Source organism: Brevundimonas sp. M1A4_2e, assembly GCF_053345555.1.
Window position 1 is genome coordinate 169,741 of the sequence record NZ_JBKFAI010000005.1, and the last position, 26,613, is coordinate 196,353.

Below are 26,613 nucleotides of genomic sequence, written 5' to 3' on the forward strand. Positions count from 1 at the left end.
ACGCGAAACGATGGAAAGAGACGCTCATTACGCCGCCGTCGGCATCGCCACCGTCGCCCTTCTGGTGGCGCTGGCGGTTTTCACGATCTGGCTGGCGCGGCTGCAGTTCAACAAAGACTACGATGTCTATGACATCGTCTTCTACGGACCCGTGCGCGGACTGTCGGAGGGCGGGGAAGTCCACTTCAACGGCATTCGCGTCGGCGAGGTGACCAACCTCAACCTTGACCCCAAGAAGGGCGATCAGGTCATCGCCCGCGTCCGCCTGAACGGCACGACCCCGGTGCGCGTGACCTCTCGCGCCCAGTTGGAGCCGCAGGGCATCACGGGCCTGAACTACATTCAGATCACGGCCGGCACGCCCGAGAGCGCCTTGCTGAAAGATCAATACCCCGACAATGTCGTGCCGGTGATCCAGAGCCAGCCCAGCCCCATCGCCGAACTGCTGAGCGGCTCGGGCACGGTGCTGGCTCAGACGGTGGACGCCCTGAACCGCATCAACCGGGTCATGTCCGACGACAACATCCGCAGTTTCTCGACCAGCGTGAAGAACGTCGAGGCCCTGACGGCCGAACTCGAAGCCCGCAAAGGCATGTTCCAGCAGCTTGAAGAGACGATCACCAAGGCCAACGCCGCTGTCGGCGAATATCAGGCCCTGGGCGTCAGCGCGCGTCAGATGATCGACACCGACGGCAGGCAGGCGATCGCCAATATCAACAAGGCGACGCAGGAGGCGCAGGCCGCCATCGCCTCCATCAACCGCTCGGCGACCGGACTGGAAGGGCCGCTGGGCGACTTCGGCACGCAGACGGTGCCGCAACTGAACGACACCATCCGCCAGTTGGATCAGGCGACGCGTTCGCTTCAGTCGCTGATCGACAATGTGCGTGAAAGCCCGCGCGACTTCATCGCCAAGGCGCCGTCCAAGGAACTCGAGGTGCAGCCGTGATCCGTTCCACTCTGATGATTGCGGCGGCGTCGGTCGCCCTGGCTGGCGCGCTGTCCGGGTGCGCCCTGCTGTCGTCGCCTGATCCGGTGCAGTTGTACCGCTTTGGCGGCGCCTCGGCCTTCGCCGGGACGGGAGCGACCTCGGCCTGTCCTGACGTTCATGTCGCCATGCGCCGCGTCGATTTCCCTGAGGCCGCGCGGGGCGACCGCGTGCTGGCCGTCACAGGGGCCGAGGCGGCTTATATCAAGGGCGCACGGTGGGTGTCTCCAGCCGAGACCCTGTTCGAGGAAGCCCTGCGCAACGCCTTCCTGGACGGGGCGACCTGCACGGTTCTGAGCGCCGGTCCGCTGACGCGCGACGGCCTGTTGCTGAGCGTGGACGTACGCCGGTTCGAGGCCGTCTACGCCGCGCCGGGCGCCGTGCCGGATGCGAATATCGTCGTGCTGCTGCGTCTGGTTCGGCCGGGCGACCGCTCCATCGTGGCCGAAGACCGCATCTCGGTCAGCGAGAACGCCGGCGAGAACCGCCAGTCGGCCATCGTCGCCGCCTTCGACCGCGCCACGGCCGAGGCCAGCCGCCAGATCGTCGTCTGGACCGACCAGCAGGCCAGCCAGGCGACACAGTAGAATCCTTCTCCCTTGGGGGAGAAGGTGGCTCGCGGAGCGAGACGGATGAGGGGCAGGTCGGCTTCGCCTCGATGTCAGCCGTCCTACCCGTGGACACAGCCCCCTCATCCGAGCGCCTCCGGCGCCCACCTTCTCCCTCGAGGGGAGAAGGGAGGAACAGACGGGAAGTGGGCTCAGCCCACGCCCGGCGCCACCGTGTATTCGGCCTCGGTCTTGGCCGCGACCTCGTCCAGAGTGACGCCGTCGGCCAGTTCGATCAGCTCCAGACCCGAACCGTCCGGCTTGACGTCGAACACCGCCAGATCGGTGATGATGCGGCTGACCACGCCCGTGCCGGTCAGCGGCAGGGTGCAGGCCTTCAGCACCTTGGACTGGCCGTGCTTGTTGGCGTGCTCCATGACCACGACCACGCGCTTGACGCCCGCGACCAGATCCATGGCGCCGCCCATGCCCTTCACCAGCTTGCCGGGGATCATCCAGTTGGCGATGTCGCCGTTCTGGGCCACTTCCATGGCGCCCAGGATCGACAGATTGATGTGGCCGCCGCGGATCATGGCGAAGCTGTCCGCCGAGCTGAAATAGCTGCTCTCGGGGATCTCCGTGATCGTCTGCTTGCCGGCGTTGATCAGATCGGGGTCTTCTTCGCCCTCATAAGGGAAGGGGCCCATGCCCAGCATGCCGTTCTCGCTCTGCAGCGTGACGGTCATGCCCTGCGGGATGTAGTTGGCCACCAGCGTCGGGATGCCGATGCCCAGGTTCACATAGAAGCCGTCCTGCAGCTCCTTGGCGGCGCGTTCAGCCAGTTGTTCGCGAGTACGGGCCATGATTTACGCTCCCTTCTGACGGACGGTGCGCTGTTCGATGCGCTTTTCGGACACGGTCTGGATCAAACGGTCGACATAGACGCCCGGCGTGTGGATGTGGTCGGGGTCCAGCGAGCCGACGGGGACGATCTCCTCGACCTCGACGACCGTGACCTTGCCGGCCGCAGCCATCATCGGGTTGAAGTTGCGCGCCGTCTTGCGGAAGACCAGGTTGCCGCGCTCATCGGCTTTCCACGCCTTGACGATGGCCAGGTCGGCGATCAGGCCGGTTTCCATGATGTAGCGGCGGCCATCGAACTCGCGCTCTTCCTTGCCTTCGGCCACCAGGGTGCCGACGCCGGTGGCGGTGAAGAAGGCGGGGATGCCGGCGCCGCCCGCGCGGATGCGCTCGGCCAGGGTGCCCTGGGGGTTGAACTCCAGCTGCAGTTCGCCGGCCAGATACTGACGCTCGAACTCCTTGTTCTCGCCGACGTAGGACGAGATCATCTTCGCGATCTGGCGCGTCTCCAGCAGCTGGCCCAGACCGAAGCCGTCCACACCCGCATTGTTCGAGATGACGGTCAGGCCCTTGACGCCTGTGTCGCGCAGACCCGCGATCAGGTTCTCGGGAATGCCGCACAGGCCGAAGCCGCCCGACATGACGGTCATGCCGTCGAATGTCAGCCCCTCCAGCGCGGACTTCACGTCAGCGTAAATCTTGCCCATCGGACTCCCTTTTTCACCATCTGATGAATATCGCCGTCTCCTTCGTCCTTAAAGCGGGCGGCGAAGGGGGGCAAGCGCCATGCGTCGAAACGCCGGGCGGTTGACCCCGCGACCTTGGGGCGACACACCTACGGCCGCACAAGACTGAACTCAGTGGGGAAACTTTATGCGCAATCGACTGATGGGGGCCGCCTTGCCCGCCCTGGTTCTGGCTGCGGCCGTGCCGGCCCTGATGCTGCCGGTCGCGGCGATCGCCCAGGATGCGGCGCCGACCTATCAGCAACCGCCGGCGCCGATCGCCCAGATTCTGGACGCCAAGCCGAATCCGGGCGTCAGCGTCAGCCCGGATCGCAAGACCCTGCTGCTGACCGACCGTTCTAATCTGCCCAGCATCGCTGAATTGTCTGAGCCGATGCTGCGGCTGGCGGGGTATCGCATCAACCCGCGCAACAACGGCCCGGCTAACAGCCGCGTCTCCTGGCTGACCGGGCTTAGCTTCCAAGCGATCGACGGCGGCGCCGCGCGGCCCGTGTCGGGCCTGCCGGCCAATGCGCGCCTGACGAACACCAGCTGGGCGCCGGACGGCAAGACCGTCGCCTTCCTGGTCAACGTCCCCAACGGACTGGAGCTGTGGGTCGCCGATGTCGCCCAGGCCAAGGCGCGCAAGCTGAACGGGCCGATGGTCAACGCCGCCTCGGGTTCGGGCTTCTCCTGGCTGCCGGATTCCTCTGGCCTGCTGGTCCTGGCCGTTCCGGCCGGGCGCGGCGTGGCCCCCAACGTGGATCATCCGCCCGAGGGTCCGATCATCACCGAGACCGGCGGCCGCGCCGCGCCGGTACGCACCTATCAGGACCTGCTGTCCAATGCAGGCGACGAGGCCCTGTTCGACTATTATTTCACCAGCCAGCCGACCGTGGTGTCGCTGAACGGTCGCGCCCGCACTGTGGGGCAGCCGGGCGTCGTGCTGGGCCTGTCGACCTCGCCGGACGGCCGCTACATCCTGCAGACGCGGGTGAAGAAGCCCTATTCCTATGTGGTGCCGGCCAGCCTGTTCCCGTCGGACATCATCGTGACTGACCTCAATGGGCGCGAGGCGCACCGCGTCGCCGACCTGCCGCTGCGGGACAATGTGCCGACGCCCTTCGACGCCGTGGCGCCGGGGCCGCGTTCGGTCCAGTGGCGGGCGGACGCCGACGCCACCCTGGTCTGGGCCGAGGCCCAAGACGGCGGCGATCCGCGCAACGCCGCCGAGGTGCGCGACCGCGTCTTCATGCTGCGCGCGCCGTTCAACGACCGTCCGCAGGTGCTGCTTGACCTGAAGGAACGCTACGCCGGAACCACCTGGGGCCGTGATGACGTGGCCATCGTCAACAGCCGCTGGTTCAACACCCGCCACGAGACCCGCACCCTGGTCGATCCATCGAACCCTGGCGCGGGCCGCGTCCTGGTCGATCGCAACTATCAGGACCGCTACAATGATCCGGGCTCGGTGATGACCGAGCCGAACGCGCGCGGCCGCTCGGTCATGCGCTTCAACGCCGACGGCTCCAAGGTCTTCGTCGAGGGCGGGGGCGCGACGCGCGAGGGGCAATATCCCTTCCTCGATCTGATGGACCTGAAGACCGGCGCCTCCGAGCGTCTGTGGCGCTCGGCCCAGGGCGAGTACGAGACCGTCGTCGGCGTGCTGGACGAGAACGGCCGCAAGCTGGTCACCTATCGCGAAAGCCGCACCGACCCGGCCAACCTGCGCGTGCGGGATCTGGACGGCGGCGTGACGGCCCTGACCGCTTTCCCGGACCCGGCGCCGCAACTGGCCGGGGTCAGCCGCGAACTGATCACCTATACCCGCGACGACGGGGTGGAGCTGTCGGGGACGCTGTATCTGCCCGCCGGCTACGACAAGGGCCGCGACGGCCCGCTGCCCCTGCTGATGTGGGCCTATCCGGCCGAGTTCACCGACGCCGCTGTGGCCGGTCAGGTCGTCGATACCGACAACCGCTTCGTGCGGCCGGGCGGCTCCAGCCACCTGTTCCTGCTGACGCAGGGCTACGCCATTCTGGACAACCCGACGATGCCGATCATCGGCCGCGACGGGGCCGAGCCGAACGACACCTACATCGAACAGCTGTCGGCCAGCGCCAAGGCGGCGGTCGACGCCGTGGTCGCGCTGGGCGTGGCGGATCGCGACCGGATCGCCGTCGGCGGCCACTCCTACGGCGCCTTCATGACCGCGAACCTGCTGGCGCACACCGACCTGTTCAAGACCGGCATCGCGCGTTCGGGCGCCTATAACCGCACCCTGACGCCGTTCGGCTTCCAGGCCGAGCAGCGGTCCTATTGGGAGGCGACCGACACCTACAACGCCATGTCGCCCTTCACCTACGCCAACAAGATCAACGAGCCGATCCTGCTGATCCACGGCGAGGCGGACGCCAACTCCGGCACCTTCCCGATCCAGACGGAACGCTTCTACGCCGCGCTGAAGGGCAATGGCGCCACGGCGCGCTACGTGGTTCTGCCCAAGGAGGACCACGGCTATCGCGCGCGGGAGTCTGTCGGCCACACCCTGTATGAGATGGGCGCTTGGCTGGACCGCTGGATGAAGCCGACGACTACGCCGTCTCAGGAATAGTCAGCGATCCCACTCCGGCGTCTCTCCGTAGAGGCCGGTCAGGAAGTCGATAAAGGCGCGGACGCGGGTTTCGGCCCGCGCCCGCCCTGCCGTCAGAGCGAAGATCGCTACGTCGGACGAGCCGGCATATTGCGGCAGCACCACCTTCAGCCGCCCGTCGCGCAACTCGTCGCCGACATCCCAGGTCGAGCGCAGGGCGACGCCGAGGCCCGCCAGCGCCAACTCTCGGGCCACTTCGCTTGAGTTGGTCCGCACCCGGCTGCGGGCGCGGAAGACGACAGGACCTTCGGGACCCTCCAGCCGCCAGGTCGACTGGTTGTCGGCCGCCAGCTGGGCGTGGCGGCGCAGGTCGTCCAACGTCTGCGGCGCGCCGTGCTCGGCCAGATAGGCGGGCGAGGCGCACAGCACCCGCCGGTTCGGCGCCAGTCGGTGCATCAGCGGATCAGCCGCCTCATAGCTCCCGATCCGCACCGCCACGTCCACGTCCTCGGCCATCAGGTCCACGAAGGCGTCGGTCAGGTTCAGCTCTAGCGTCAGACGCGGCTGCGCCTCCAGAAATGGGGCCAGCAACGGCGCCAGCCGCCGCCCGAACGAGGTCGGCGCCGAGACTCGCAGCAGGCCGCGCGCCTGGGTGGTGCGGCGCGACACCACGGCCTCCAGGTCCTCGACCCCCTCCAGCAGTTGCGCCGCGCGGTCATAGACCAGCCGCCCCGCCTCGGTCGGGGCCAGACGGCGCGAGGTCCGCTCGATCAGCCGCACCCCCAGCCGGTCCTCCAGCCGCGCCAGCCGCCGCGAGGCCACGGCGGGCGACAGGTCCAGCCGACGCGCCGCGGCGGATAGGCTGCCCTCCTCCAGGGCGCGGACGAAGATTTCATACTCGGCCAGCATGACGGGCTCTCATCGTTGCAGATCTAGCAAAGATAGGCCTCATTCTGCGCCGTGGATAGCGGCGGCCATTCGGGCCTAGTCTTCAGCCTGAAGGAGACCGCCATGTTCGACGCCCCCAACACCCCCGCCGACCCCTATGTCCGTCACGGTAGCCTAAAGGTCGCTGTCGAACTGGACGCCTTCGTGCGTGAGCAGGCGGCGCCGGGTTCCGGCGTGAGCGCCGACGCCTTCTGGGCAGGGGTTGAGGGGCTGCTGGCCCGCTTCGGGCGCCGCAACCGCGAGCTGTTGGAGTATCGCGACGAACTGCAGCGCAAGCTGGACGACTGGCACCGCGCCTATCCGGGCCAGCCGGATCAGGCGGCCTATCAGGCTTACCTGCGCGAGATCGGCTACATCGAGCCCGAACGCGGGGGCGTGCAGGCCGAGACCGCCGACGTCGACCCCGAGATCGCGACCCTGGCCGGGCCGCAACTGGTCGTGCCCCTGACCAACGCCCGCTATCTGCTGAACGCCGCCAATGCGCGTTGGGGCAGCCTGTATGACGCGCTCTACGGCACCGATGCGCTGGGCGAGCCGCCCAAGGCGGGCGGCTATGACGTCGAACGCGGCGCCCGCGTGATCGCCCGCGCCCGCGCCTTCCTGGATCAGGCGGCGCCGCTCGCTGAGGGCGGTCATGCCGAGGCGGTCGGCTATCGCGTCGAGGACGGGCGGTTGGTTGTCGCCCTGTCAGGCGGGCGTGAAACAGGGCTGGCCGATCCGGCCGTCTTCGCGGGTCATGCGGGGGAGGCGGCGGCGCCGTCGGGCGTTCTGCTGCGCCACAACGGCCTGCATCTGGAGATCGTCATCGACCGCGCGCACCGCATCGGCCGCGACGACCCGGCGGGCGTCGCCGATGTCGTGGTCGAGGCGGCCTTGTCGGCCATCGCCGACGCCGAGGACAGCGTCGCCGCCGTCGACGCGGCGGACAAGCGGCTGGTCTACGCCAACTGGTTGGGCCTGATGCGCGGCGACCTTCAGGCCGATTTCGAGAAAGACGGCCGCACGGTCGAGCGGCGCCTGAACCCCGACCGCCTCTATACGGCGCCGGACGGTTCGACGCTGGCCCTGAGGGGGCGCAGCCTGATGCTGGTGCGCAACGTCGGCCTGCACCTGACGACCGACGCCGTGCTGGACGCCCATGGGCGCGAGACGCCCGAGCATCTGCTGGACATCGCCATGACGGGCCTGATCGGCCTGCACGACCTGCGCCGTCCGGCCGAAGCGCGAAACAGTTCGGCGGGCTCGGTCTATGTCGTGCGGCCCAAGATGCACGGCTCGGACGAGATCGCCTTCGCCGACGAACTGTTCGGCGCGGTCGAGGCCATGCTGGGCCTGCCCGCCCTGACGCTGAAGATGGGCATCATGGACGAGGAGCGCCGCACCAGCGTCAACCTGATGAACTGCATCGCGGCGGCGAAGGGCAGGGTGGTCTTCATCAACACCGGCTTCCTGGATCGCACCGGCGACGAGATCCATTCGGTGATGGAAGGCGGCCCCGTCGTCCGCAAGGAGGCGGTGCGCGAGACCGGCTGGATCAAGGCCTATGAGGATCGCAACGTCGACATCGGCCTGAAGGCGGGCCTGTCGGGCCGGGCCCAGATCGGCAAGGGCATGTGGGCCGCGCCGGACCGCATGGGCGATATGCTGGCGACCAAGGCTGGCCATCCGCGCGCGGGCGCCTCGACCGCCTGGGTGCCCTCGCCGACGGCGGCGACGCTTCACGCCCTGCACTATCACGAGGTCGACGTCTGGGCGCGCCAGGCCGAGATCGCCACGCGCGCGCCGACCGACCTGACGCCTTTGCTGATCCCGCCGTTCGCCACCGGAACGCCGGGCGCGGATGAAATCCGGCAGGAGCTAGACAACAACGCGCAAGGGATCCTCGGCTACGTCGTGCGCTGGGTGGATCAGGGCGTCGGCTGCTCCAAGGTGCCGGACATCCACGACGTGGGCCTGATGGAGGACCGGGCGACGCTGCGCATCTCCAGCCAGCATCTGGCCAACTGGCTGCGCCACGGCGTCACGACCGAGGACGAGGTCATAGAGGCGCTGAAGCGCATGGCCGTGGTGGTGGATCGCCAGAACGCAGGCGATCCGGCCTATCGCCCCCTGGCGCCCGGCTACGACGGCCCCGCCTGGCAGGCGGCCTGCGATCTGGTGTTCAAGGGCAGAGAACAGCCGAACGGCTATACCGAGCACCTGCTGACCCACTGGCGCCGCAAGGCCAAGGCGAGAGAGGAGGGCTGTCCCCAGTTCAGACCTTAGATTGGTGCAACGGTCAGTTCGATTAGGTCGGAATAGAGGCCAGCCCGGCGCCTGGCTGTCTCGCCTACCTGAAGTTGTAGGTCATAGGCGTCTTCGTTCATGCCTGTGCCTTTGCGACTCTCCACGTGGCCGCCGATGCCCAAGTTGATAGGGCGGCTGTTCAGACTTAGGCGGTAAGGCACCCACCATGACGAGTCCTCCGCCAGCACGAGACGCCCCTTGTTGCGCGACGACACGACGACGCGATAGCCGCCGGTGCTCTTGACCCACACCTGCAACGGCAGGTTGGTCCCGCCCTCGGTCAGCTCGCCCAGCTCGATCCGTCCGCCGCCGTCCGTGCGGATGAAGGCGCCACGCAGCCCCATGACCGCCGACGGCTGGACGTTGAGCGCAAGCACCACCAGTTTGTCGACGGTTATCCGGTTGTCCGTGGAGCGGAAGGCGAACTGCACCGTCTGCTCGAAAAGGCCGTCCTGGCTCAGCTGATCGACGTCGACTTCGAAGCGATAGCGACGCATGACGCGAGCGCCGGGTTGAAGCGCCAGAGACACGCCGCCTGGGCGGGCCTGAGATCGCCCCGCCACTGGGGTCAGGTTCGCCGCCGAATATTCGTCCGTAAGGCTGTAGGGCAAAGTGGTCCAGCGACCGCTCGGCCCGGTGGCGGGCCGCAAGCCGAAGGGCAGGCCCTGGGTGTTGACCTCCACCTCGCCGTCACAGGCCGCCTCGCCCTCATTCGTCCACGCTATATCGAAGGTGGCGAAAGCGGCGTCGCCTCCATAGGGGTCATAGCCTCGGATTTCCCACCGGGCCAACTGCGGCTCGATCCGCAACAGGCAACCTGACGAGGGCCGGGACGGCTGTGCCGAGGCGGCTCCGGTCGCCCCCAGCGTCGCGACCAGCGCCAAGCCGGCTAAAGCTGACGCCGCACGTTTTTGAAGAACGCTCATGCTTAATCTCCCTCGGGCGCAGCGATGTCGACGTGGACGACACGCAGATTGTAGAGGCCGTCGTTGTCGGCCGGGACGGTGAAGTCGAAACCGCCCCTGGGATCCGTGAACAGTTCAACGCGATAGCGCCCGCCCGGCTTCAATCCTTGGACGGCGAACCGGCCGACGCTATTGGTGAAGAAGGGCTGCGGTGCAGCGTCCGGCTCGTCCAGGGCGATCACGCGCCCACCGATCAGCGACAGCGGTGCAGGGCCGGCGGCGCCGCGTCCGGTGACGGAGCCCACCGCGCTGACAAAGGCGTCCGACCCGATCTCGAACGCATATCCACTGCGATAGGCCGGCCTCACCCTTCGCACGCCCTCGCCGATGTCATAGCCGGCGGGCACGTCGATGACGTCATAGTAGACGGAGTCGTTCACGTACGATCCCAGGTAAGGATACAACACGGGGCCGAGCGGGCCGCTGGCCGCCGAGTACCGGCCATCGCGCAGGACTTCGCCCGCGATGACGGGCCGACCTTGCAGACTGGGGTGGCCGTACAGGATAGCGAAACTGTCGGCGACGCGGCGGCCAATGGCGGCTTTGCCGCCAGCGAAAGCGATAGCCGTCGAGACGCTGGCCGTCGTGACCTGCTGATCGCCGATCGAGCCGAAGTCCTGACCGTAGCCAGCATGCGAAACCGAGGCGTTAAAGCGATTGCCGACATAGTCGACGCCGCCCAGCAAGCTGGCGGGGCCGTCGTCATAGGTGGCGATGGCGGAATAGCCGAACGATCCGGCCAGGTTCTCAGGGATCTTGTAGAAGGAGGCCGAAGCGCTGTTCAGGTTGGAATCGTAACGCGCGTCGGCGCGCACATCGCTTGAAGGACGCCAGGTCAGAGCCAAGGTGAAGCCCCAGCCGTCGCGATCGCGGCGGCCGCCGGGCGTGTCCTCATACTTGAGGTAGTTCACCCCCGCCTGTGCGCTCCACTGACGGTTGATGGCGTAGTTGGCTGTGAGGTCCGAGCGGAATGAATCGCCCAGCCCGGCGTCGTCACGCGACTTGTTGTAGGCTAGGCCCAAGCTGCCGTAGAGGCGATCGGAAAAGACGCGGGAATACTGGCCATAGACCTGCCAGGCGACGGGGTTGGAGGCGTCGGGGTCCGACAGGGTCGCAAACCCCTCCGACACGTGTTCGAACTGGACTGTAAAGAAATCCGAGGTGGTGGGGCGGTCGACATAGAAGTCGTAGGCCGCGACTACGGCGTAGCCGCTGCCGGCGGTCTCGCTATTGCTAACGCCGGCCTGGAGGTTGAGGCGTGACCCGTTGCGCAGGATGAACTGGGTCTGGGCGTTGCCCATTTGGACCCGCTCGCTAGCCTGCAGGCCCAAGCCCAGCGCCGGCCGGTCGATGAAGGCCTTGCGCCAGTAGCCCGTGAAGGCGAGGTCGCCGTTGGAATAATCGGGCTGTCCGAAGCTGGGCCGCCCGGCCACGCCGAAATAGCCGCCGTACTCATACTCGCCAGGATCCAGGTCGATAGAGTCTATATAGGCGCTATAGCGATAGGACTGCGAAGCCCCCGATCCGTCGACTACGACGACTTCGAGATCGTTGCTCCCCGTCTGCACCGGCAGGTTTGATAGGTCGTACTGGCCGGGGTCCAGGCGCAGTTCGCGCACCAGGGCGCCGTTGCGCAGGATACGTACCGTCGACTCGCTCTGCAGCAGCAGTTGCCTGTCCTGACGGAAGACGTTGGGGCGATAGGGATCGAAGCGGCGCCGCTGGCGCGTCACCCCCACGCCGCCCACGTCGGCATACCCCTGCAGACCCCGGAACTCGGGGTTGAGATCACCGAGAGTCCAGCGTCGATAGTCCTGCGGCTGGTCAAAGACGAAACGAGCGTACCGTCGTAGCAATTCATAGTCGCCCGATCCCAGCGTCTCGCGGCCTTGAACCTCCGCCTCCAGTACCAGCCCGCGCCAGCGGCTGGCGCCGTTCAAATAGACGTTCGGCGCGGGGGCGTCGCCGGTCGCATGGCGATAGCTCCAGGACGCCGCCGCGTTTAGAAAGGCGGAGAAGGGCAGGGGTGCCAAACCTTCCGCTTCGCGATCCCCGCGCTCGAACAACACCTCGAGCCGCCGCAGGTTGGGGGCGATGCGGACCACCAGCAGCGACAGGGCCGTCGGATCATACTCGAGGGATACCCCTTGTTCGGCCAACTCCTCGCCTTCGAAGCCCTGCTGACCGGCCAGACGGGAGGCCAGCGCAGCGGCCGCATCGTCGGTAAGCAGCGGCGTGATCAGCTCCAGGAAGGCGGCTGTTTCGACAATGAAGCGGTCGTCGCGGGTCAGCGTCACCGGGACTTCGCCCAGCGGCCGCCGATTGAACGTCAGCGGCGCCGTCAGGGTGATGTCGCGGTTGTAGGGGTTGATGTCCGGGCGCACGACGACCGCCGGCTGGTCGCTGGTTTGGGCGGCGGCAGAAGGCGGGCTTTGCGCTTCTGGGCTTTGCGCCTGGGGCGGTTCCTCGAACCGAGGCGGCGCGGTGATGATCGGCGCGTCCTCGTTGAACGGCGCCGCGCCGGCGGGCGCCCCGCCGTTTGACGCCAGCACCGACGCCAGGATCGCCGTGGGGACGAGGCGCGGCTTCATTGGCTGAAACGCACCTTGATCGGCGCATCAGGCGAGAAGGCGACGTTGGTAGGAAGGTAGAAGGTACGATCGCCTTTCAGGGGTTCCAGATAGCCGGCGCCCACAGCTTCGTTGACCGTGGAGGCGTCGAGACGGATTTCGGTGCGCGCGCCGTCGGGACCAAGGCCCTCGACCCACCAGGTGGCGCCGCTCATCAGGGCGTAGCGGCGTCCGGCGTTGCGCACACGGACCTCGACGCCAGGAACCTTGGCTGCATCCGGCTGGGCGACGGCCTCGCCCGTGCCGCCAACGCTCTCGTCGATGACGGGGGCGGCCGGGGCGGCGTCGATTTCGATCGCCCGGGCGCTGACGACCGAGACGTCTGCCGTAGCCCCGGGGGGCGCGACTGTGACCAGCGACTTCATGTGGTAGACGACCTGGACCTGGGCGGCGAGGTCGCCATTGGCGCCTTCCTCCAGTTCTACCGGAAGCTGGCGAATGCCGACGTAATAGGCGCGCGACACGTCGATGTCGGGGTCGCCGACCCACTGGACCCGGATCACCTGGCGTCCGCGAACCGGCACGACGCCCTGAGGCGGGAAGACCAGGAAGTCTTCGTCCGCCGGGGTTTCCACCAGCTTTCCGTCCGCGTCAAAGGAGATGCGCGTGATCCGCGTCTCATAAGGCAGAGCCTTGGCTGCGAGGTTCTGCACTTCGATCCGGGCCGAGGATCCCGCGCCGCGCGATGAGATTTCCGCGACCATGGGCGATACCCGCATCGCTTCGACGGCGGTGGCGGTGATTCCCAGGAACAGGGTGGCGGCCAGGAGCAGCCCAAGGCGGGACATCTTCTTGTGTCGATGAGGGCGAGGCGCCGCCCGCTCTTTCAGCCCTGATCCCATAATGATCCTCCCCCGTGGCCTGCTGACTCGTGTACCGATGTCATGCAGAATTCGTGCCACTGATACGCCAATACTTGGCTACTGACGGTCGAAGCCCGCCCGACAGGGCCGGGCGGGCTTCTTCGCGTCTTACTCAGCCGTTTTTAGATGGCGGCCAGTTCGATCGTCAGGGTGTCCTGATAGACGCCCGAGACCAAGGACTTGCTCGGGACCGGCACGTTGATGTTGACGTTGAAGTGCGACTTCCAGGCGCCTTGGACCTTCAGGTCGCCGGCTTCGGTGGTGTCGACCGTCAGCGTTTGCGTCGAAGCGGTCGCCGAACCGGCGCCGGCGGGAACGCCGGTCCAGGTCGCATCCACCTTGTACGGCAGGTTGGCCTGGAACTGGGCGCCGTCGAAGGCGCCGGCGTAGTTCGACTTCATGCCGGCGACGCCGTTGGTCTTGGTGATGCGCACTTCGTTGCGGGTGTTGCAGCCCGCGGTGTTGGTCTCGATCGAGGCGTTGGCCGCGCTGACCATGTCGAAGGCGTCGTCAACGCCGCCGTTGTCCAGCGTGTTGATACCGATCTGGCCGAAGTTCAGGACGGTGTTGATGTTGCCCGAGTAGAAGGAGCAGTCCTGCGAGACTTCGCCCTTAAGGGTGAAGCTGGCTTGGGCGTTGCCGGCGGTGCCGATGTTGTTGGCGACGCTGCCCGAGGCCGAGATCCACGACGCGACTTCCTCGCCGCCGAAGAAGGTCGACAGGGCGTTGGCGCCTTGGCCGGCGATGGCCGAGGCCTGGCCCGAGCCGCTGATGCTGCCGATGATCGGCAGGTGAGCCGCGCTCTGGCTGAAGCTGCCGGCCGAAGCGGCGGTCGCGGAGAGGGCCAGCGCAGCGACGCCGGCGATCAGTTGATAGGCTTTCATTTCAGTCTTCCTCCAAGAAGTGCGCAGAATTGCGCCAGTCACACCCGCTTTGGCCGCGCTGCACGCGCCGAGCTTTCGCACAGTCCGCTCAGCAGCCCGCTGGGGCGCCAGGCGTCCGCTCGACGCTCGTTGTGCTTCACGACCATCGCCGGTCCCTACAGCCTCGGCACGAGGCTGATCTCCACGGTTTCCCAGTAGCGCCCGGCCAGCAGGCCGGCGCCTTCGGGCTCCATCATCTCTATGTTCAGACGGCCGCCGTCGAAGGCGACGCCGCCGCGGCTCGAGATCACCTGACCGGCCATCAACTGCCGGCTGGTGAAATCGCCGGTCGCCGCGCCGCCTAGGCCGCCTCGGCCCGGATGCCCGCTTTCCAGGGGCACGTTGATCGCCAGGCGATAGGCCGCCAGACCGCTGTACGGCCCTTGGCCGCGCGGCAGGGTCTCATGCGCCAACCCGCCGTTGGCGGAGCGCAGATTGATGTCGAAGGGGACGTTGCAGCTCAGGCCGAAGCGCGTCTCGACGGCCAAGCCGCTGCGTCGCAGATCGCCGAGATCGACGCCGCCCAAGGCGCCGATGTCGCATTTGGGGGAAATACGGCCGACGGCTTCGAGCACCAGCGCCTTGCGCCCGGCGTCATCAGCCTTGGCCGCCGTTCCCGCTGTGACCAGCATCGCGGCTGCAAGCAAACAGGCTGTTCGCATCGGCTCCCCGGCGAATGTCGCCGCTCCCTCATCTGAGGGCTAAGGAGCACGTTAGGGTTTTGTTAATCGTCCCCAATATGGGGTACGCGCCGAAAGAAAAGATAGTTAATTTCATGATTAATCGATGCAATTCGCCGCAAGCGCGAATTGAGGCGCCGTAGCCTCACGTCCGAGCCGAGTGAGAAAGGCCGCATGAAGATCCTTTTGACGGCGCTTTCCGTCCTGTACTTCGCGGCGCCGCAGACGCCGCCGCCCGTAGTCGCGCTTGCCGATACCCCGCCGCCGACCCTCGAGGTGCAGCGTCAGCCTGACGCTGTGGGCGATCGGCGCGTGTTCGTCAGCGAGACCGAACTTACGTCCTATGCAGGAGGCAGCGAGGCCCGTCAGGTCAACCGCCAGAGGTTTGAACTGGAGACCCTGGCGGCCTCGTCCGAACGGTTGACTCTCCGGTTCCGGCTGCTGGAAGCTTCCTTGACCGACAGTCGCGATTCCGGTCTGGAGCGGCTGCTTCAAGGCTGGGTGGGCGTGGACGTGGTCATCACTGCGGACATGTCTGGCCGCCCTCTGGCTTTCGCGGACTGGCCAACCGTCCGAGCGGCCTACCTCGCGAGGCTTAGCGAGCTGGGACTGCCGCAGAGGGAACGAGACGCCTTGGCGGCTGGGCTTGACCGCTCGGAGCTACTGTCGCTGCTGCTCAGCGACGTCGCCTTGCTGGCGGAAATGCAGCCGCGGCAGCCATTGTTGGAAGGTCGTTTCGAACAGTTCCCTCAGAGTACAGGCGAGGTGTCGAGGTCAGGCGCACAATCCGCGTCCCGCTCCGCCGACGGGTGCAATCTCTTGCTCACGCGCTCGTTCGTCGCCGAAACATCGGGAGTCTCCGACGCGGCAACCAGGATAGATCGCGATGCGCGCGCCATCCTCTATGTCATGGACGGCTGGGTGTCTGAGGTCAGACGCACCACGGCGATGCGCTCGGGCCCGGAGCGTTCGGACGAGATGGTGCGCATCGTGCGCGATCCGCCGCCGTCCTGTCCCGTCGCCTGATCCCTGATCGCAGATCAGGACATACGGAAGGGCGATATCTTTGCGAACATCTCTTCGCGACTGCTGACGCCCAGCTTGGCGTAGGCCCGCTTGACGTGCGTCCGGGCGGTTTCCAGGCTCACGCCGAGGTCGCGCGCGGCTTCGGTCACCGTCGCGCCGTCGACAAGCCGCTTCAACAGGGTGGTCTCGGCCGACGTCAGGTCGAGCGCGGGACCGAAGTCGGCCCATAGTTGGCGCGACCCTGCCGTGTCGCTGAAGGCGAGGATGAACGCGTCGGCGTCGCCAAGCGTTATCCGCACAGCCCGTATGATCAGGCAGTTTCCGCCGCCGTCGCGCCGCGCCAGGACCCAGGCCCGTGGCTCCTCGCCTAGGTTCTCCAGAAAGGCGGCGAAGGCGAAAACACCGGTGCGCTGAGAAAAACTTAGTCGACTCCCGACTTCTCCAAGATCTTGGTCGATGTCGAGAAGCCGCCGCCCTTCTTCATTGCACCACAAAAGGTGGAGACTGGGCGTGATGATCATCGCCGCACGGCTGCAACTCTTGCTCCAAGCTTCAGAACAGTCGTTTTCTTTAATCAATCCAAAGACAAATGGACGCGCCTTTGCCGTGTTGTGCAGGCCCACCCCGTTCCCTCCGTCGACAATCTAATGTCCTGTACACCCCGGTGTACAGGACATATTACATTGCTCGCCGATCAACGTCATTACTTAAAAAATCGCACGACGTTTCAATGAAAGCCGTGGCAGGGCAGAAGCTACGACCCCAACGGAGGATTTTAACACGTTCCGGCTTTAGGGGCCGAGCTGGTTCCCCCACATCCCAGAGAACTCGCCGAGCTCATGCTCGGATTGGACCTGGGGCTAATACACCCCCGTCGGCGACGAGCGGGAAAAGGAGCAGTCAGCGGCTAGGTCATCACGTTGCGGCCCGACCAACAATCTGCACGGGCCAGTCAACGGTCGAGATCGGCTGGTCGCTTTCACTGTTCCGCCTGGCTAGCGCGGCAAAGCGCCGGTTGCAGCCGATTTGATTTAGGAACTGCCTCCGTCCGCGCCGCCTATGACGGCGACGCTCTGAGGGCTGTTGGCGCGCGGCGACGACCCTACCGTCCCAAACGCATCGCATCGCATGCACCCCATCATTCCGGAGCGTTGCAATCGCAGGAGCCATCAGCCTTCTTTCGTATCGACAGCGGTAGGCAGGCTCGCTTACACCGACGTCGCTCCAATTGCGGTCGCAGCGATCATCGCTTGGTGGTTCTAGAATGCCGCCTCAGATCGGCTGGATGGTCAGGGCCAGAATCAGCGGTTCGTCCAGTTGCACGTGATCGAAGCGATAATCAACGGTGCGGATGGTCGCCATGTTGGAGCGGCGCAGTTCCAGTATCCCGGTCTTGGCCAGGTCCAGCGAACGGTCGCCGTAGATGATCCGAGCCTTCTCGTTTTCCGCCAGCGGGCGGTACTGGGCCGAGACCGTGAAGCCGCCGGGGCTGTTGCAGGCCTCGATCACTGAGCCCATGCGGCCGGTCTCCGCCATGAGGGCGGTGTTCGGGCGCACCCAGCAGGCTACCGGCACGGTAGCGCGCAACTGATAGGAGCCGCCCGCCGTGGGGCCGGCGGACGCGACCTGCGGGGCCGTCACGACCGTCAGGCCGGCGGCGATCGCCAGAAGCGTACGGCGTTTTGCCGGCATCAGCTTGGTCATGACGTCCTCATCACCCTTGATCTCGAGGTGACGATAACGGGGCCGCTCTTAACGTCACGCGATCAGACAGGCTTAGCGGGGGCTTAAATCCTATCGTGAATAGACGATAACCATTCGGTGCGCCGCGAGGAGCAAGGGGAGGAAGGAGACGTGACCGGGCAGGGAGGGCATGAACCTCGCGCGCTTCAGTGGCGCGTTGATCAAGCGACGTCGCGCCTGCCCCGGCCGTTCATCAGGTCCTGGCTCCCGCGCGGCCCTTGGCCAGTTCGCGGTTGAGCCACAGGGCCAGAAGGGTGCAGATCGCGCCTGACAGCAGATAGGCGCCGCCCGCCACCAGGCCGAACTTGCCCGACAGGGCCAGGGCCGCCAGCGGGGCGAAGCCTGCGCCGAACAGCCACGCCAGGTCCGAGGTCAGGGCCGAGGCGGTGTAGCGGTTCTTCAGGCTGAAGCTGGAGGCCACCGCGCCCGAGGCCTGGCCGAACGACAGGCCCAGCAGGATGAAGCCCAGGGTCATATAGGTCAGCTCGCCCGTGGGGCCGCCGTCCAGAAGCTGGGGCGCGAAGCCCGAGAAGGCCGCGATGCCCGCCGCCGTGGCCGCCAGCAGGGCGCGGCGGCCGTAGCGGTCGGCCAGCCAGCCCGAGGCCAGGATGGCGAACAGGCCGAAGACGGCGCCGATCAGTTCGATGATCAGGAAGCGGCTGGGCGCCTCGTCGGTGTAGAGGAAGACCCACGACAGCGGGAACACCGTCACCATGTGGAACATGGCGAAGCTGGCCAGGGGGGCGAAGGCGCCGATGACGATCTTGCCGCCTTCTTCGCGCACCGCCTTGCCGACAGGCGCAGGGTGCAGCTCCAGCGTCTCGAAGGCGGCCTGGAAGGTCGGCGTGACCACGATGCGCAGCCGTGCGAACAGGGCCACGACGTTGATGGCGAAGGCGACGAAGAAGGGATAGCGCCAGCCCCAGTCCATGAAGTCGGCGGCCGACAGCTTGCTCAGGAAATAGGCGAACAGGGCGCTGGCCACGATCAGGCCGATCGGGGCGCCCAGCTGCGGGACCATGGCGTACCAGCCGCGGCGCTTTTCAGGGGCGCTGACCGACAGCAGGGAGGCCATGCCGTCCCAGGCGCCGCCCAGGGCGACGCCTTGGCCGATCCGCAGGGCGATCAGCATGGCGGCCGCCCAGTGGCCGACCTGCGCATGGCTCGGCAGGAAGCCCAGGCAGACGGTGGACAGGCCCAGCAGGAACAGGGCGATGGTCAGCTTTGTGCCACGCCCGAAGCGCCGGTCGATGGCGATGAACAGGGCCGTGCCGAAGGGCCGGGCGATGAAGGCCACGGCGAAGACGGCGAAGGACAGCAACGTCCCGCCCAGCGGCCCCGCATAGGGAAACACCAGCTGCGGAAACACCACGACCGAGGCGATCGCGTAGACGAAGAAGTCGAAAAACTCGGACGTTCGGCCGATGATGACGCCGATGGCGATTTCGCCCGCGTCGATTTTGCCGTCTCGCGCGTTGATCCGGCTGGCGTCCCGTTCAAGGGGCTCTGAAGAAGGCGCGCCGCTGGCTGCGTTCATGACCATGAGGCTCCCTGCACCGGGGCGCGTACACGCCCGCGATCATAGAATGGCTAAAGCGTCCCTTTGCTCCCCTCGGATCGCAGAGGGGATAGGGCAGATTGTCCAATGTCGCACTCCGGAGGTGGGGTTTACGGGGGCAGGACGATGACCGAGCCCTTGTCTCAAACCTCGACTGGAGCCGCCGTGCGCCGACTGCGCCCCCTGTTGCTGTTGCCCCTTCTGGCTATGCTGCCGGCCTGTCAGGCCGTGGTGCTGGCGCCCGCCGGCGACATCGCCGCACAGCAGCGCGATCTGCTGGTCATGTCCGTGGTGCTGATGCTGATCATCATCATTCCGGTGATGATCCTGACCGTCTTCTTCGCCTGGAAGTATCGGGAATCGAACAAGGAAGCTCGCTACGAGCCGGACTGGGACCACTCGACCCATCTGGAGCTGGTGATCTGGGCGGCGCCGCTGCTGATCATCATCTGCCTGGGCGCCATCACCTGGGCCGGGACGCACCTGCTGGACCCGTATCGGCCGCTGGACCGCATCGCCAAAGGGCAGGCCGTGGCCGAGGAGCATCGCCCGCTCCAGGTCGAGGTGGTGGCGATGGACTGGAAATGGCTGTTCATCTACCCCGAATACGGCATCGCCACAGTGAACGAGCTGGCGGCGCCGGTCGACCGGCCGATCCGTTTCCACATCACCTCGACCGGGGTGATGAACTCCTTCTACATCCCGGCCCTGGCCGGTCAGATCTACGCCATGCCGGGCATGGAGACGAAGCTGCACGCCGTGATCAACCGCCCGGGCGAGTACGTCGGCTTCTCGGCCAACTATTCCGGCGACGGCTTCTCCAACATGCGCTTCGCCTTCCACGGGCTGGATGAAGCGGGCTTCGATCAGTGGGTCGCGGGCGTTCGCGCCGCCGGTCAGGGTCTGGACCGCGAGACCTATCTGGAGCTGGAGAAGCCCAGCGAGAAGGTCCCCGTCATCCACTACGCCTCGGTCGACGACCGCCTGTTCGACGCCGTGGTCAACATGTGCGTCGAGCCGGGCAAGATGTGCATGGGCGAGATGATGGACATCGACCGCAAGGGCGGTCTGGGCCTGACGGCGGTCAAGAACACCCTGCCGCTGGTCTATGACAAATACGCCCGTCGCGGCGACGCCGTCTTCGGCGCGGGCGAGTCCTATGTGCTGACGATCTGCACCCCGCTGGAGGCCGAGGCCGCCGCTGTCGAGGCCGCCCGTCGCCGTCAGGCCTTCGGCGAGGACATCGCCCGCGACACCCCGCTGAACCGCGTCATGGGCCAGGGGCTGGAGCGCCCCGGCCGATCCCAACCGGGCGAGCGTTTCGCCTCCCTCTTCTCCGCGCCCGCGGCGTCGCAATCCTGAGCGTCTGAACGATCATGACTGTCGAACATTCCACATCGCCGCTTCTGGGCCGGTTGAACTGGGAGTCGCTTCCGTTCCACGAGCCCATCCTGGTCGCCACCTTCGCCGTCGTCGTCATCGGCGGCCTGGGGGTGCTGGCCCTGATCACCCGCTACAAGCTGTGGGGCTATCTCTGGAAGGAGTGGTTCACGACCGTGGACCACAAGAAGATCGGGATCATGTACATGATCCTTGGGCTGATCATGTTCCTGCGCGGCTTCGCCGATGCGGTCATGATGCGCCTGCAGCAGGCCATGGCGTTCGGCGGGTCCGAGGGCTACCTCAACGCCCACCACTATGATCAGATCTTCACCGCCCACGGCGTGATCATGATCTTCTTCGTGGCCATGCCCATGATCACCGGCTTGATGAACTATCTGGTGCCGTTGCAGATCGGGGCGCGCGACGTCTCCTTCCCCTTCCTGAACAACTTCAGCTTCTGGATGACCACGATGGGGGCCGTGCTGGTCATGGCCTCGCTGTTCATCGGCGAGTTCGCCCGCACCGGCTGGCTGGCCTATCCGCCGCTGTCGGGCATCGGCTACAGCCCCGGCGTCGGCGTCGACTATTACATCTGGGCGCTGCAGATCGCGGGGGTAGGGACCACCTTATCCGGCATCAACCTGATCGCGACCATCGTGAAGATGCGCGCGCCGGGCATGGGCCTGATGAAGATGCCGGTCTTCACCTGGACCTCGCTGTGCGCCAACGTCCTGATCGTGGCGTCCTTCCCGATCCTGACGGCGACCCTGGTTCTGCTGTCGGCGGACCGCTACATCGGCACCAACTTCTTCACGAACGACTTCGGCGGCAACCCGATGATGTACGTGAACCTGATCTGGATCTGGGGCCACCCCGAGGTCTACATCCTGATCCTGCCGCTGTTCGGCGTGTTTTCCGAAGTCACCTCGACCTTCTCGGGCAAGAAGCTCTTCGGCTACACCTCGATGATCTATGCGACGGTGGTCATCACCATCCTGTCCTACCTGGTGTGGCTGCACCACTTCTTCACCATGGGCTCGGGCGCGTCCGTGAACTCCTTCTTCGGGATCACGACGATGATCATCTCGATCCCGACAGGGGCCAAGCTGTTCAACTGGCTGTTCACCATGTACCGCGGCCGCATCCGCTTCGAGCTGCCGATGATGTGGACGGTCGCCTTCATGCTGACCTTCGTGATCGGCGGGATGACGGGCGTCATGCTGGCGGTGCCGCCGGCGGACTTCGTGCTGCACAACTCCCTGTTCCTGATCGCCCACTTCCACAACGTCATCATCGGCGGGGTGCTGTTCGGCCTGTTCGCCGCCATCAACTACTGGTGGCCCAAGGCCTTCGGCTTCAAGCTGGACAAGAAGTGGGGCCTGGTCAGCTTCTGGTGCTGGGTGGTCGGCTTCTGGATGGCCTTCATGCCGCTGTACGTCCTGGGCTTCATGGGCGTGACACGGCGGATGCGGGTCTTCGACGACCCGGCCTATCAGATCTGGTTCATCATCGCGGGCGTGGGCGTGGCGATCATCGCCGTGGGCATCCTGGCCATGCTGATCCAGTTCGCCGTCAGCATCATCAACCGCGACAAGCTGCGTGATGAGGCGGGCGACCCGTGGAACGGTCGCACGCTGGAGTGGGCGACGTCGTCTCCGCCGGCTGACTACAACTTCGCCAAGACGCCGATTATTCACGACGGCGACGCCTGGTGGGACATGAAGGCGCGCGGGTATGAGCGTCCGGTCGAGGGCTTCAAGGCGATCCACATGCCCGCCAATACGGGCGCGGGATTCATCCTGTCGGCGCTGTCGCTGATCGTCGGCTTCGCCCTGATCTGGTACATCTGGTGGCTGGCGGCGGCGGGCTTCGCGGCCCTGATCGGCTACGCCATCTTCCACACCTTCAACTACAGGCGCGACTACTACATCTCGGCCGAGACGGTTCAGGCGACCGAGGATGCGCGCACCCAGGCCCTGGCGGCCGCCGCAGCGACGCAGGGGTGATCCGATGAGCCACGCACCTTCCATCCACTCCGACTACATCGACGAGGCCGGGCGGCCGATCTTCCACTCGGTCGAGGAGCCGCATCATCCCGAGGGCCACAGCACCATGCTGGGCTTCTGGATGTATCTGATGAGCGACTGCCTCATCTTCGCGATCCTGTTCGCCGTCTACGCCGTGCTGGGCGGCAACTATGCGGCCGGCCCGGCGCCCAAGGATCTGTTCGACCTGCCGCTGGTGGCGCTGAACACGTCGATGCTGCTGTTCTCGTCGATCACCTACGGCTTCGCCATGCTGGCGATGTACCGCAACAAGGTCGCGCAGACGCAAGCCTGGCTGGCGATCACCGGCCTGTTCGGCCTCTGCTTCCTGGGCATCGAGCTCTATGAGTTCGCCCACATGATCCATCTGGGCGCGACGCCGCAACGCAGCGGCTTCCTGTCGGCCTTCTTCATCCTGGTGGGCACGCACGGCCTGCACGTCACCTTCGGCTGCATCTGGTTGGTCACCCTGATGGTGCAGGTGGCGCAAAAGGGCCTGATCCCGGCCAACCGGCGCCGCCTCATGTGCCTGAGCCTGTTCTGGCACTTCCTGGACGTCATCTGGATCGGCGTCTTCACCTTCGTCTATCTGTTCGGGATGCTGCGATGAGCGCCGAAGCCCACAACGAGCACGCCGTGACTCACGAAGATCACCACGGCGACGACCATGATCATGGCACCTACAGAAGCTATCTGATCGGGTTCGGCCTGTCGGTCGTTCTGACGGCCATTCCCTTCTGGCTGGTCATGGCCGGGGTGCTGGCGCCGCAGCTGACGGGTCTCATCATCACCGGCTTCGCCGTGGTGCAGATCGTGGTGCACATGATCTTCTTCCTGCACATGAACCACCGGTCCGAGGGCGGGTGGAACATGCTGGCGCTGATCTTCACCCTGGTGATCGTCGTCATCGCCGTCGCCGGTTCGGTCTGGGTCATGTATCACCTGAACACCAACATGATGCCCGTCCACGACATGCAGGGGATGGGCTGAGCCCTTTTGCACGCGGAGACGCCGCTTGACGTCATCGTCGGCCCCTGAGCCTGCCGCCCGTCCGGCGTCACGCCGCCGGATGATCGCGGGACTGGCGGTCTTCGCCGTGCTGATCGCGGGCTTTTGCGCGTTGGGGGTCTGGCAGGTCCAGCGCCTGGCGTGGAAGCAGGAGTTGATCCGTCAGGTCGACAGCCGCATTCATGCCGATCCCGTTCCAGCGCCGGGGCCTGCAGGTTTCGACGCCGTGACGCGCGACGCGGACCAGTACCGTCGCGTCACCGCCAGCGGCCGGTTCCTGCATGACCGCGAGGCGCGGGTGAAGGCGGTGACGGACCTGGGGCCGGGCTTCTGGGTCGTCACGCCGCTGGAGGATGTGCGGGGCTTCACCGTTCTGATAAACCGGGGTTTCGTTCCGGCCGAGCGCGCCTCGCCTGAGACGCGCGCGGAAGGGCAGGTCGAGGGGCCGGTCTCTGTCACCGGCCTGCTGCGCATCAGCGAACCCAAGGGCGGCTTCCTGCGCGACAATGATCCAGCCGGCGACCGCTGGTTCTCACGCGACGTGGCGGCGATCGCCAAGGCCAAGGGGTTGGGCGGCCCCGTCGTGCCCTATTTCATAGATGCTGACTCGACGCCCAATCCCGGCGGCTGGCCGCGCGGCGGTCTGACGGTGGTGCGGTTCGCCAACAGCCATCTGGTCTACGCCCTGACCTGGTTCGGTCTGGCCTTGATGTCGGCGGGCGGCGCCGTTCTGTGGCTGCGCGACGAGCGGCGCCGCAGGGCTGGGGGACGTTGATGCAAGCTGAGGCTTTGAACCGCTTCTTCCGCACCGTTCTGGGCATGGACGCCAACGCCGAGATGCCGGTGTCGCCGGGCGCGGCCGGTCGGCGCAACATGCTGCTGCTGATCCAGCTGAGGTGGCTGGCGGTGATCGGTCAGGTGGCGACCATCGTCATCGTCCACTGGGGTCTGAAGATCAGCGTCCCGCTGGGGCCGCTGCTGCTGGCGCCGACGGCGCTGGCGGTGATGAATCTGGTCAGCGCGCCGGTGACCCTGCGGCGCAAGGTCGTCACCGACCCGGAGATCCTGCTGGCCCTGTGCGTCGACGTGGCGGCGCTGAGCTGGCTGCTCTACTTCAGCGGCGGCGCGACCAATCCCTTCGCGGCCCTTTACCTGATGCAGGTGGTGCTGGCGGCGGTGCTGCTGCGGCCGGTCTACGCCTGGGGCTTCGTGCTGGCGACGGGCGCCTGCCTGGCCTTTCTGGCGGTGTGGCGTCAGCCGCTGGACCTGCCTGCCGGAGCTGATGCGCGGTTGGGCCTGATCCAGCAGGGCGCCCTGATCAACTTCATCCTGATCGCCGTGCTGCTGGTGGCCTTCGTCACCCGCACCAGCCAGAACGTGCGCGCCCGCGACGCCTATCTGGCCGAGGCGCGGCAGCAGGCGGCGGAACAGGACCACATCGTGCGCATGGGGCTGCTGGCATCGGGCGCCGCGCATGAACTCGGCACGCCGCTAGCCTCCCTGTCTGTGATCCTCAGCGACTGGCGGCGCATGCCCGCCCTGACCGGCGACGACGACCTGCGCCACGACATCGAACAGATGCAGGCCGAGGTCGATCGCTGCAAATCCATCGTCACCAACATCCTGATGTCGGCGGGCGAGGCGCGCGGTGAAGCGCCGACCGTCACCGCCCTCAGCGGCTTCCTCGGCGAGATCATCGATGACTGGTCCGCCAATCGGCCCGCAGACGCCATGCAGGTCGCCCTCAGCGGCCCGACGCCGCGCGATCCGTCCATCATCGCCGACCCGGCCCTGAAACAGGTGTTCAGCGCCCTGCTGGACAATGCGCAGGAGGCGGGCGCGCGAAGCCTGGAGGTGCGGGCGGTGGCCGACGCCGACGGCCTGTTCATCGCCTTCGAGGACGACGGCCCAGGCTTCGCGCCCGGCATTCTGGAAAAGCTGGGCCAGCCCTATCAGTCGACCAAGGCGCGGGCAGGGGCGGGGCTGGGCCTGTTCCTGCTGGTCAATGTGGTGCGCAAACTGGGCGGCACGGTCGTCGCCGCCAACCGTCCGGGCGCGACCGGCCGCGGGGCCGTGGTGCGACTGGCCTTGCCCATCGACGCCCTGGCGCCGAAGTAAGCAGTCTGGAAAGAGGGCATGAAATGACGGACGAACCCCGCCAGTTGCTGATCGTCGAGGACGACGAGTCCTTCTCCCGCACCTTGCGGCGCTCGTTCGAGCGGCGCGGCTATCAGGTGCTGGCCGCCCACAGTCACGACCAGATGGTCGAGCTGCTTAAGACGCATCATCCCGATTATGCGGTTGTGGACCTGAAGCTGGGAACGGCCTCGGGCCTGACCTGCGTGCAGACCTTGCACGCCTTCGATCCCGACCTGGTGATCGTGGTTCTGACCGGCTTCGCCAGCATCGCCACGGCGGTCGAGGCCATCAAGCTGGGGGCCCGCCACTACCTCGCCAAGCCTGCCGGCACGGACGACATCGAGGCCGCCTTCGGTCGCGCGGCGGGCGACCCCGACGCCCCCCTGACCGCCCGCCCCACCTCGATCAAGACGCTGGAGTGGGAGCGTATTCACGAGGTTCTGGCCGAGACCGATTTCAACATCTCCGAGGCCGCACGGCGTCTGGGGATGCACCGCCGTACCCTGGCGCGGAAGCTGGAGAAGCGGCAGGTCAGCTGACCCTTCGGTTTCCGCTCATTCCTCGGCCTTCAACGCCCCCAGCACATCGTCCGTATCCTGCCCCAGCTTCGGCGGCGGGGCGTCGTATCGCACCGGCGTCTTCGACAGGCGGATGGGCGAGGCGACGGTGCGGATCGGATCGGCCAGATCGGGCCGCGTCTG

23 protein-coding genes are annotated in these 26,613 nt (G+C 66.5%); 12 read left to right on the forward strand and 11 right to left on the reverse strand.

What is annotated here, in order from left to right; translation table 11 throughout:
- Positions 1 to 10: 10 nt before the first annotated feature.
- The gene (locus ACLBV5_RS12340) at positions 11 to 949 is read left to right on the forward strand and encodes an MlaD family protein (protein ID WP_447605850.1); all 939 of its coding nucleotides are present in this window, start codon (positions 11 to 13) and stop codon (positions 947 to 949) included.
- Positions 946 to 1,575, forward strand: a complete 630-nt coding sequence (locus ACLBV5_RS12345; RefSeq protein WP_312448864.1) for an ABC-type transport auxiliary lipoprotein family protein — start codon at positions 946 to 948, stop codon at positions 1,573 to 1,575. The genes ACLBV5_RS12340 and ACLBV5_RS12345 overlap by 4 nt, the downstream gene beginning before the upstream one ends.
- A gap of 173 nt (positions 1,576 to 1,748) precedes the next feature.
- Here ACLBV5_RS12345 and ACLBV5_RS12350 read toward each other — a convergent pair whose 3' ends face one another.
- Entirely contained in the window at positions 1,749 to 2,399 is a 651-nt protein-coding gene (locus ACLBV5_RS12350) for a 3-oxoacid CoA-transferase subunit B (RefSeq protein ID WP_025978219.1), read from the reverse strand.
- A gap of 3 nt (positions 2,400 to 2,402) precedes the next feature.
- Entirely contained in the window at positions 2,403 to 3,104 is a 702-nt protein-coding gene (locus ACLBV5_RS12355; protein WP_447605851.1) for a CoA transferase subunit A, read from the reverse strand.
- A 166-nt stretch (positions 3,105 to 3,270) separates the two neighbouring features.
- On the opposite strand from ACLBV5_RS12355, the gene ACLBV5_RS12360 reads away from it, so the two are divergent.
- Positions 3,271 to 5,736 carry a S9 family peptidase gene (locus ACLBV5_RS12360; RefSeq protein WP_447605852.1) on the forward strand — a complete coding sequence of 822 codons (2,466 nt, stop codon included), beginning with the start codon at positions 3,271 to 3,273 and terminating at the stop codon, positions 5,734 to 5,736.
- On the opposite strand, the gene ACLBV5_RS12365 is transcribed toward ACLBV5_RS12360, so the two are convergent.
- Positions 5,737 to 6,624, reverse strand: coding sequence for a LysR family transcriptional regulator (locus ACLBV5_RS12365; protein ID WP_447605853.1), 888 nt, complete (start codon positions 6,622 to 6,624; stop codon positions 5,737 to 5,739). It abuts the gene before it with no gap.
- 102 nt (positions 6,625 to 6,726) lie between these two features.
- Between ACLBV5_RS12365 and ACLBV5_RS12370 the strand changes: the two genes are divergently transcribed.
- The gene (locus ACLBV5_RS12370) at positions 6,727 to 8,928 is read left to right on the forward strand and encodes a malate synthase G (protein ID WP_447605854.1); all 2,202 of its coding nucleotides are present in this window, start codon (positions 6,727 to 6,729) and stop codon (positions 8,926 to 8,928) included.
- Here ACLBV5_RS12370 and ACLBV5_RS12375 read toward each other — a convergent pair.
- The 5 genes from ACLBV5_RS12375 to ACLBV5_RS12395 form a co-directional block, all read right to left on the reverse strand.
- The gene (locus ACLBV5_RS12375) at positions 8,925 to 9,875 is read right to left on the reverse strand and encodes a hypothetical protein (RefSeq protein ID WP_303705915.1); all 951 of its coding nucleotides are present in this window, start codon (positions 9,873 to 9,875) and stop codon (positions 8,925 to 8,927) included. The two genes, ACLBV5_RS12370 and ACLBV5_RS12375, sit on opposite strands and share 4 nt — an antisense overlap.
- Positions 9,876 to 9,877: 2 nt before the next feature.
- Positions 9,878 to 12,505 carry a fimbria/pilus outer membrane usher protein gene (locus tag ACLBV5_RS12380; protein WP_447605855.1) on the reverse strand — a complete coding sequence of 876 codons (2,628 nt, stop codon included), beginning with the start codon at positions 12,503 to 12,505 and terminating at the stop codon, positions 9,878 to 9,880.
- Positions 12,502 to 13,332 (reverse strand): hypothetical protein, encoded by an 831-nt coding sequence (locus ACLBV5_RS12385; RefSeq protein WP_447605856.1) that lies wholly within the window; start codon positions 13,330 to 13,332, stop codon positions 12,502 to 12,504. Before ACLBV5_RS12385 ends, ACLBV5_RS12380 begins: the two co-directional genes overlap by 4 nt.
- 197 nt (positions 13,333 to 13,529) lie before the next feature.
- Entirely contained in the window at positions 13,530 to 14,291 is a 762-nt protein-coding gene (locus ACLBV5_RS12390) for a hypothetical protein (protein WP_447605857.1), read from the reverse strand.
- Positions 14,292 to 14,446: 155 nt separating this feature from the next.
- Positions 14,447 to 14,962, reverse strand: a complete 516-nt coding sequence (locus ACLBV5_RS12395) for a hypothetical protein (protein WP_051582128.1) — start codon at positions 14,960 to 14,962, stop codon at positions 14,447 to 14,449.
- Between the two features lie 222 nt (positions 14,963 to 15,184).
- Here ACLBV5_RS12395 and ACLBV5_RS12400 point away from each other — a divergent pair, with 222 nt between their 5' ends.
- Positions 15,185 to 16,036, forward strand: a complete 852-nt coding sequence (locus ACLBV5_RS12400; protein WP_447605858.1) for a hypothetical protein — start codon at positions 15,185 to 15,187, stop codon at positions 16,034 to 16,036.
- A 14-nt stretch (positions 16,037 to 16,050) separates the two neighbouring features.
- On the opposite strand, the gene ACLBV5_RS12405 is transcribed toward ACLBV5_RS12400, so the two are convergent.
- The 3 genes from ACLBV5_RS12405 to ACLBV5_RS12415 form a co-directional block, all read right to left on the reverse strand.
- Positions 16,051 to 16,659, reverse strand: coding sequence for a helix-turn-helix transcriptional regulator (locus ACLBV5_RS12405; protein WP_167349648.1), 609 nt, complete (start codon positions 16,657 to 16,659; stop codon positions 16,051 to 16,053).
- Between the two features lie 649 nt (positions 16,660 to 17,308).
- A complete protein-coding gene (locus ACLBV5_RS12410; RefSeq protein ID WP_025978231.1) occupies positions 17,309 to 17,740 on the reverse strand; it encodes a hypothetical protein in 432 nt (143 codons plus the stop codon).
- 232 nt (positions 17,741 to 17,972) lie between these two features.
- The gene (locus ACLBV5_RS12415; RefSeq protein WP_447605859.1) at positions 17,973 to 19,316 is read right to left on the reverse strand and encodes an MFS transporter; all 1,344 of its coding nucleotides are present in this window, start codon (positions 19,314 to 19,316) and stop codon (positions 17,973 to 17,975) included.
- Between the two features lie 147 nt (positions 19,317 to 19,463).
- Here ACLBV5_RS12415 and cyoA point away from each other — a divergent pair, with 147 nt between their 5' ends.
- The 7 genes from cyoA to ACLBV5_RS12450 all read left to right on the forward strand — a co-directional run bounded on the left by cyoA (position 19,464) and on the right by ACLBV5_RS12450 (position 26,451).
- Entirely contained in the window at positions 19,464 to 20,699 is a 1,236-nt protein-coding gene (gene cyoA, locus ACLBV5_RS12420) for a ubiquinol oxidase subunit II (protein WP_201105607.1), read from the forward strand.
- A 14-nt stretch (positions 20,700 to 20,713) separates the two neighbouring features.
- Positions 20,714 to 22,726 (forward strand): cytochrome o ubiquinol oxidase subunit I, encoded by a 2,013-nt coding sequence (cyoB, locus tag ACLBV5_RS12425; protein ID WP_447605860.1) that lies wholly within the window; start codon positions 20,714 to 20,716, stop codon positions 22,724 to 22,726.
- Between the two features lie 4 nt (positions 22,727 to 22,730).
- Positions 22,731 to 23,375, forward strand: a complete 645-nt coding sequence (cyoC, locus tag ACLBV5_RS12430; protein WP_447605861.1) for a cytochrome o ubiquinol oxidase subunit III — start codon at positions 22,731 to 22,733, stop codon at positions 23,373 to 23,375.
- A complete protein-coding gene (gene cyoD, locus ACLBV5_RS12435; protein ID WP_025978235.1) occupies positions 23,372 to 23,755 on the forward strand; it encodes a cytochrome o ubiquinol oxidase subunit IV in 384 nt (127 codons plus the stop codon). The genes cyoC and cyoD overlap by 4 nt, the downstream gene beginning before the upstream one ends.
- Before the next feature lie 79 nt (positions 23,756 to 23,834).
- The gene (locus tag ACLBV5_RS12440; RefSeq protein WP_447605864.1) at positions 23,835 to 24,548 is read left to right on the forward strand and encodes an SURF1 family protein; all 714 of its coding nucleotides are present in this window, start codon (positions 23,835 to 23,837) and stop codon (positions 24,546 to 24,548) included.
- Positions 24,548 to 25,891 (forward strand): ATP-binding protein, encoded by a 1,344-nt coding sequence (locus tag ACLBV5_RS12445; RefSeq protein WP_447605862.1) that lies wholly within the window; start codon positions 24,548 to 24,550, stop codon positions 25,889 to 25,891. The genes ACLBV5_RS12440 and ACLBV5_RS12445 overlap by 1 nt, the downstream gene beginning before the upstream one ends.
- A gap of 23 nt (positions 25,892 to 25,914) precedes the next feature.
- Complete coding sequence (locus ACLBV5_RS12450; RefSeq protein ID WP_025978238.1) at positions 25,915 to 26,451, forward strand: response regulator transcription factor; 537 nt, start codon at positions 25,915 to 25,917, stop codon at positions 26,449 to 26,451.
- Positions 26,452 to 26,613 lie beyond the last annotated feature (162 nt).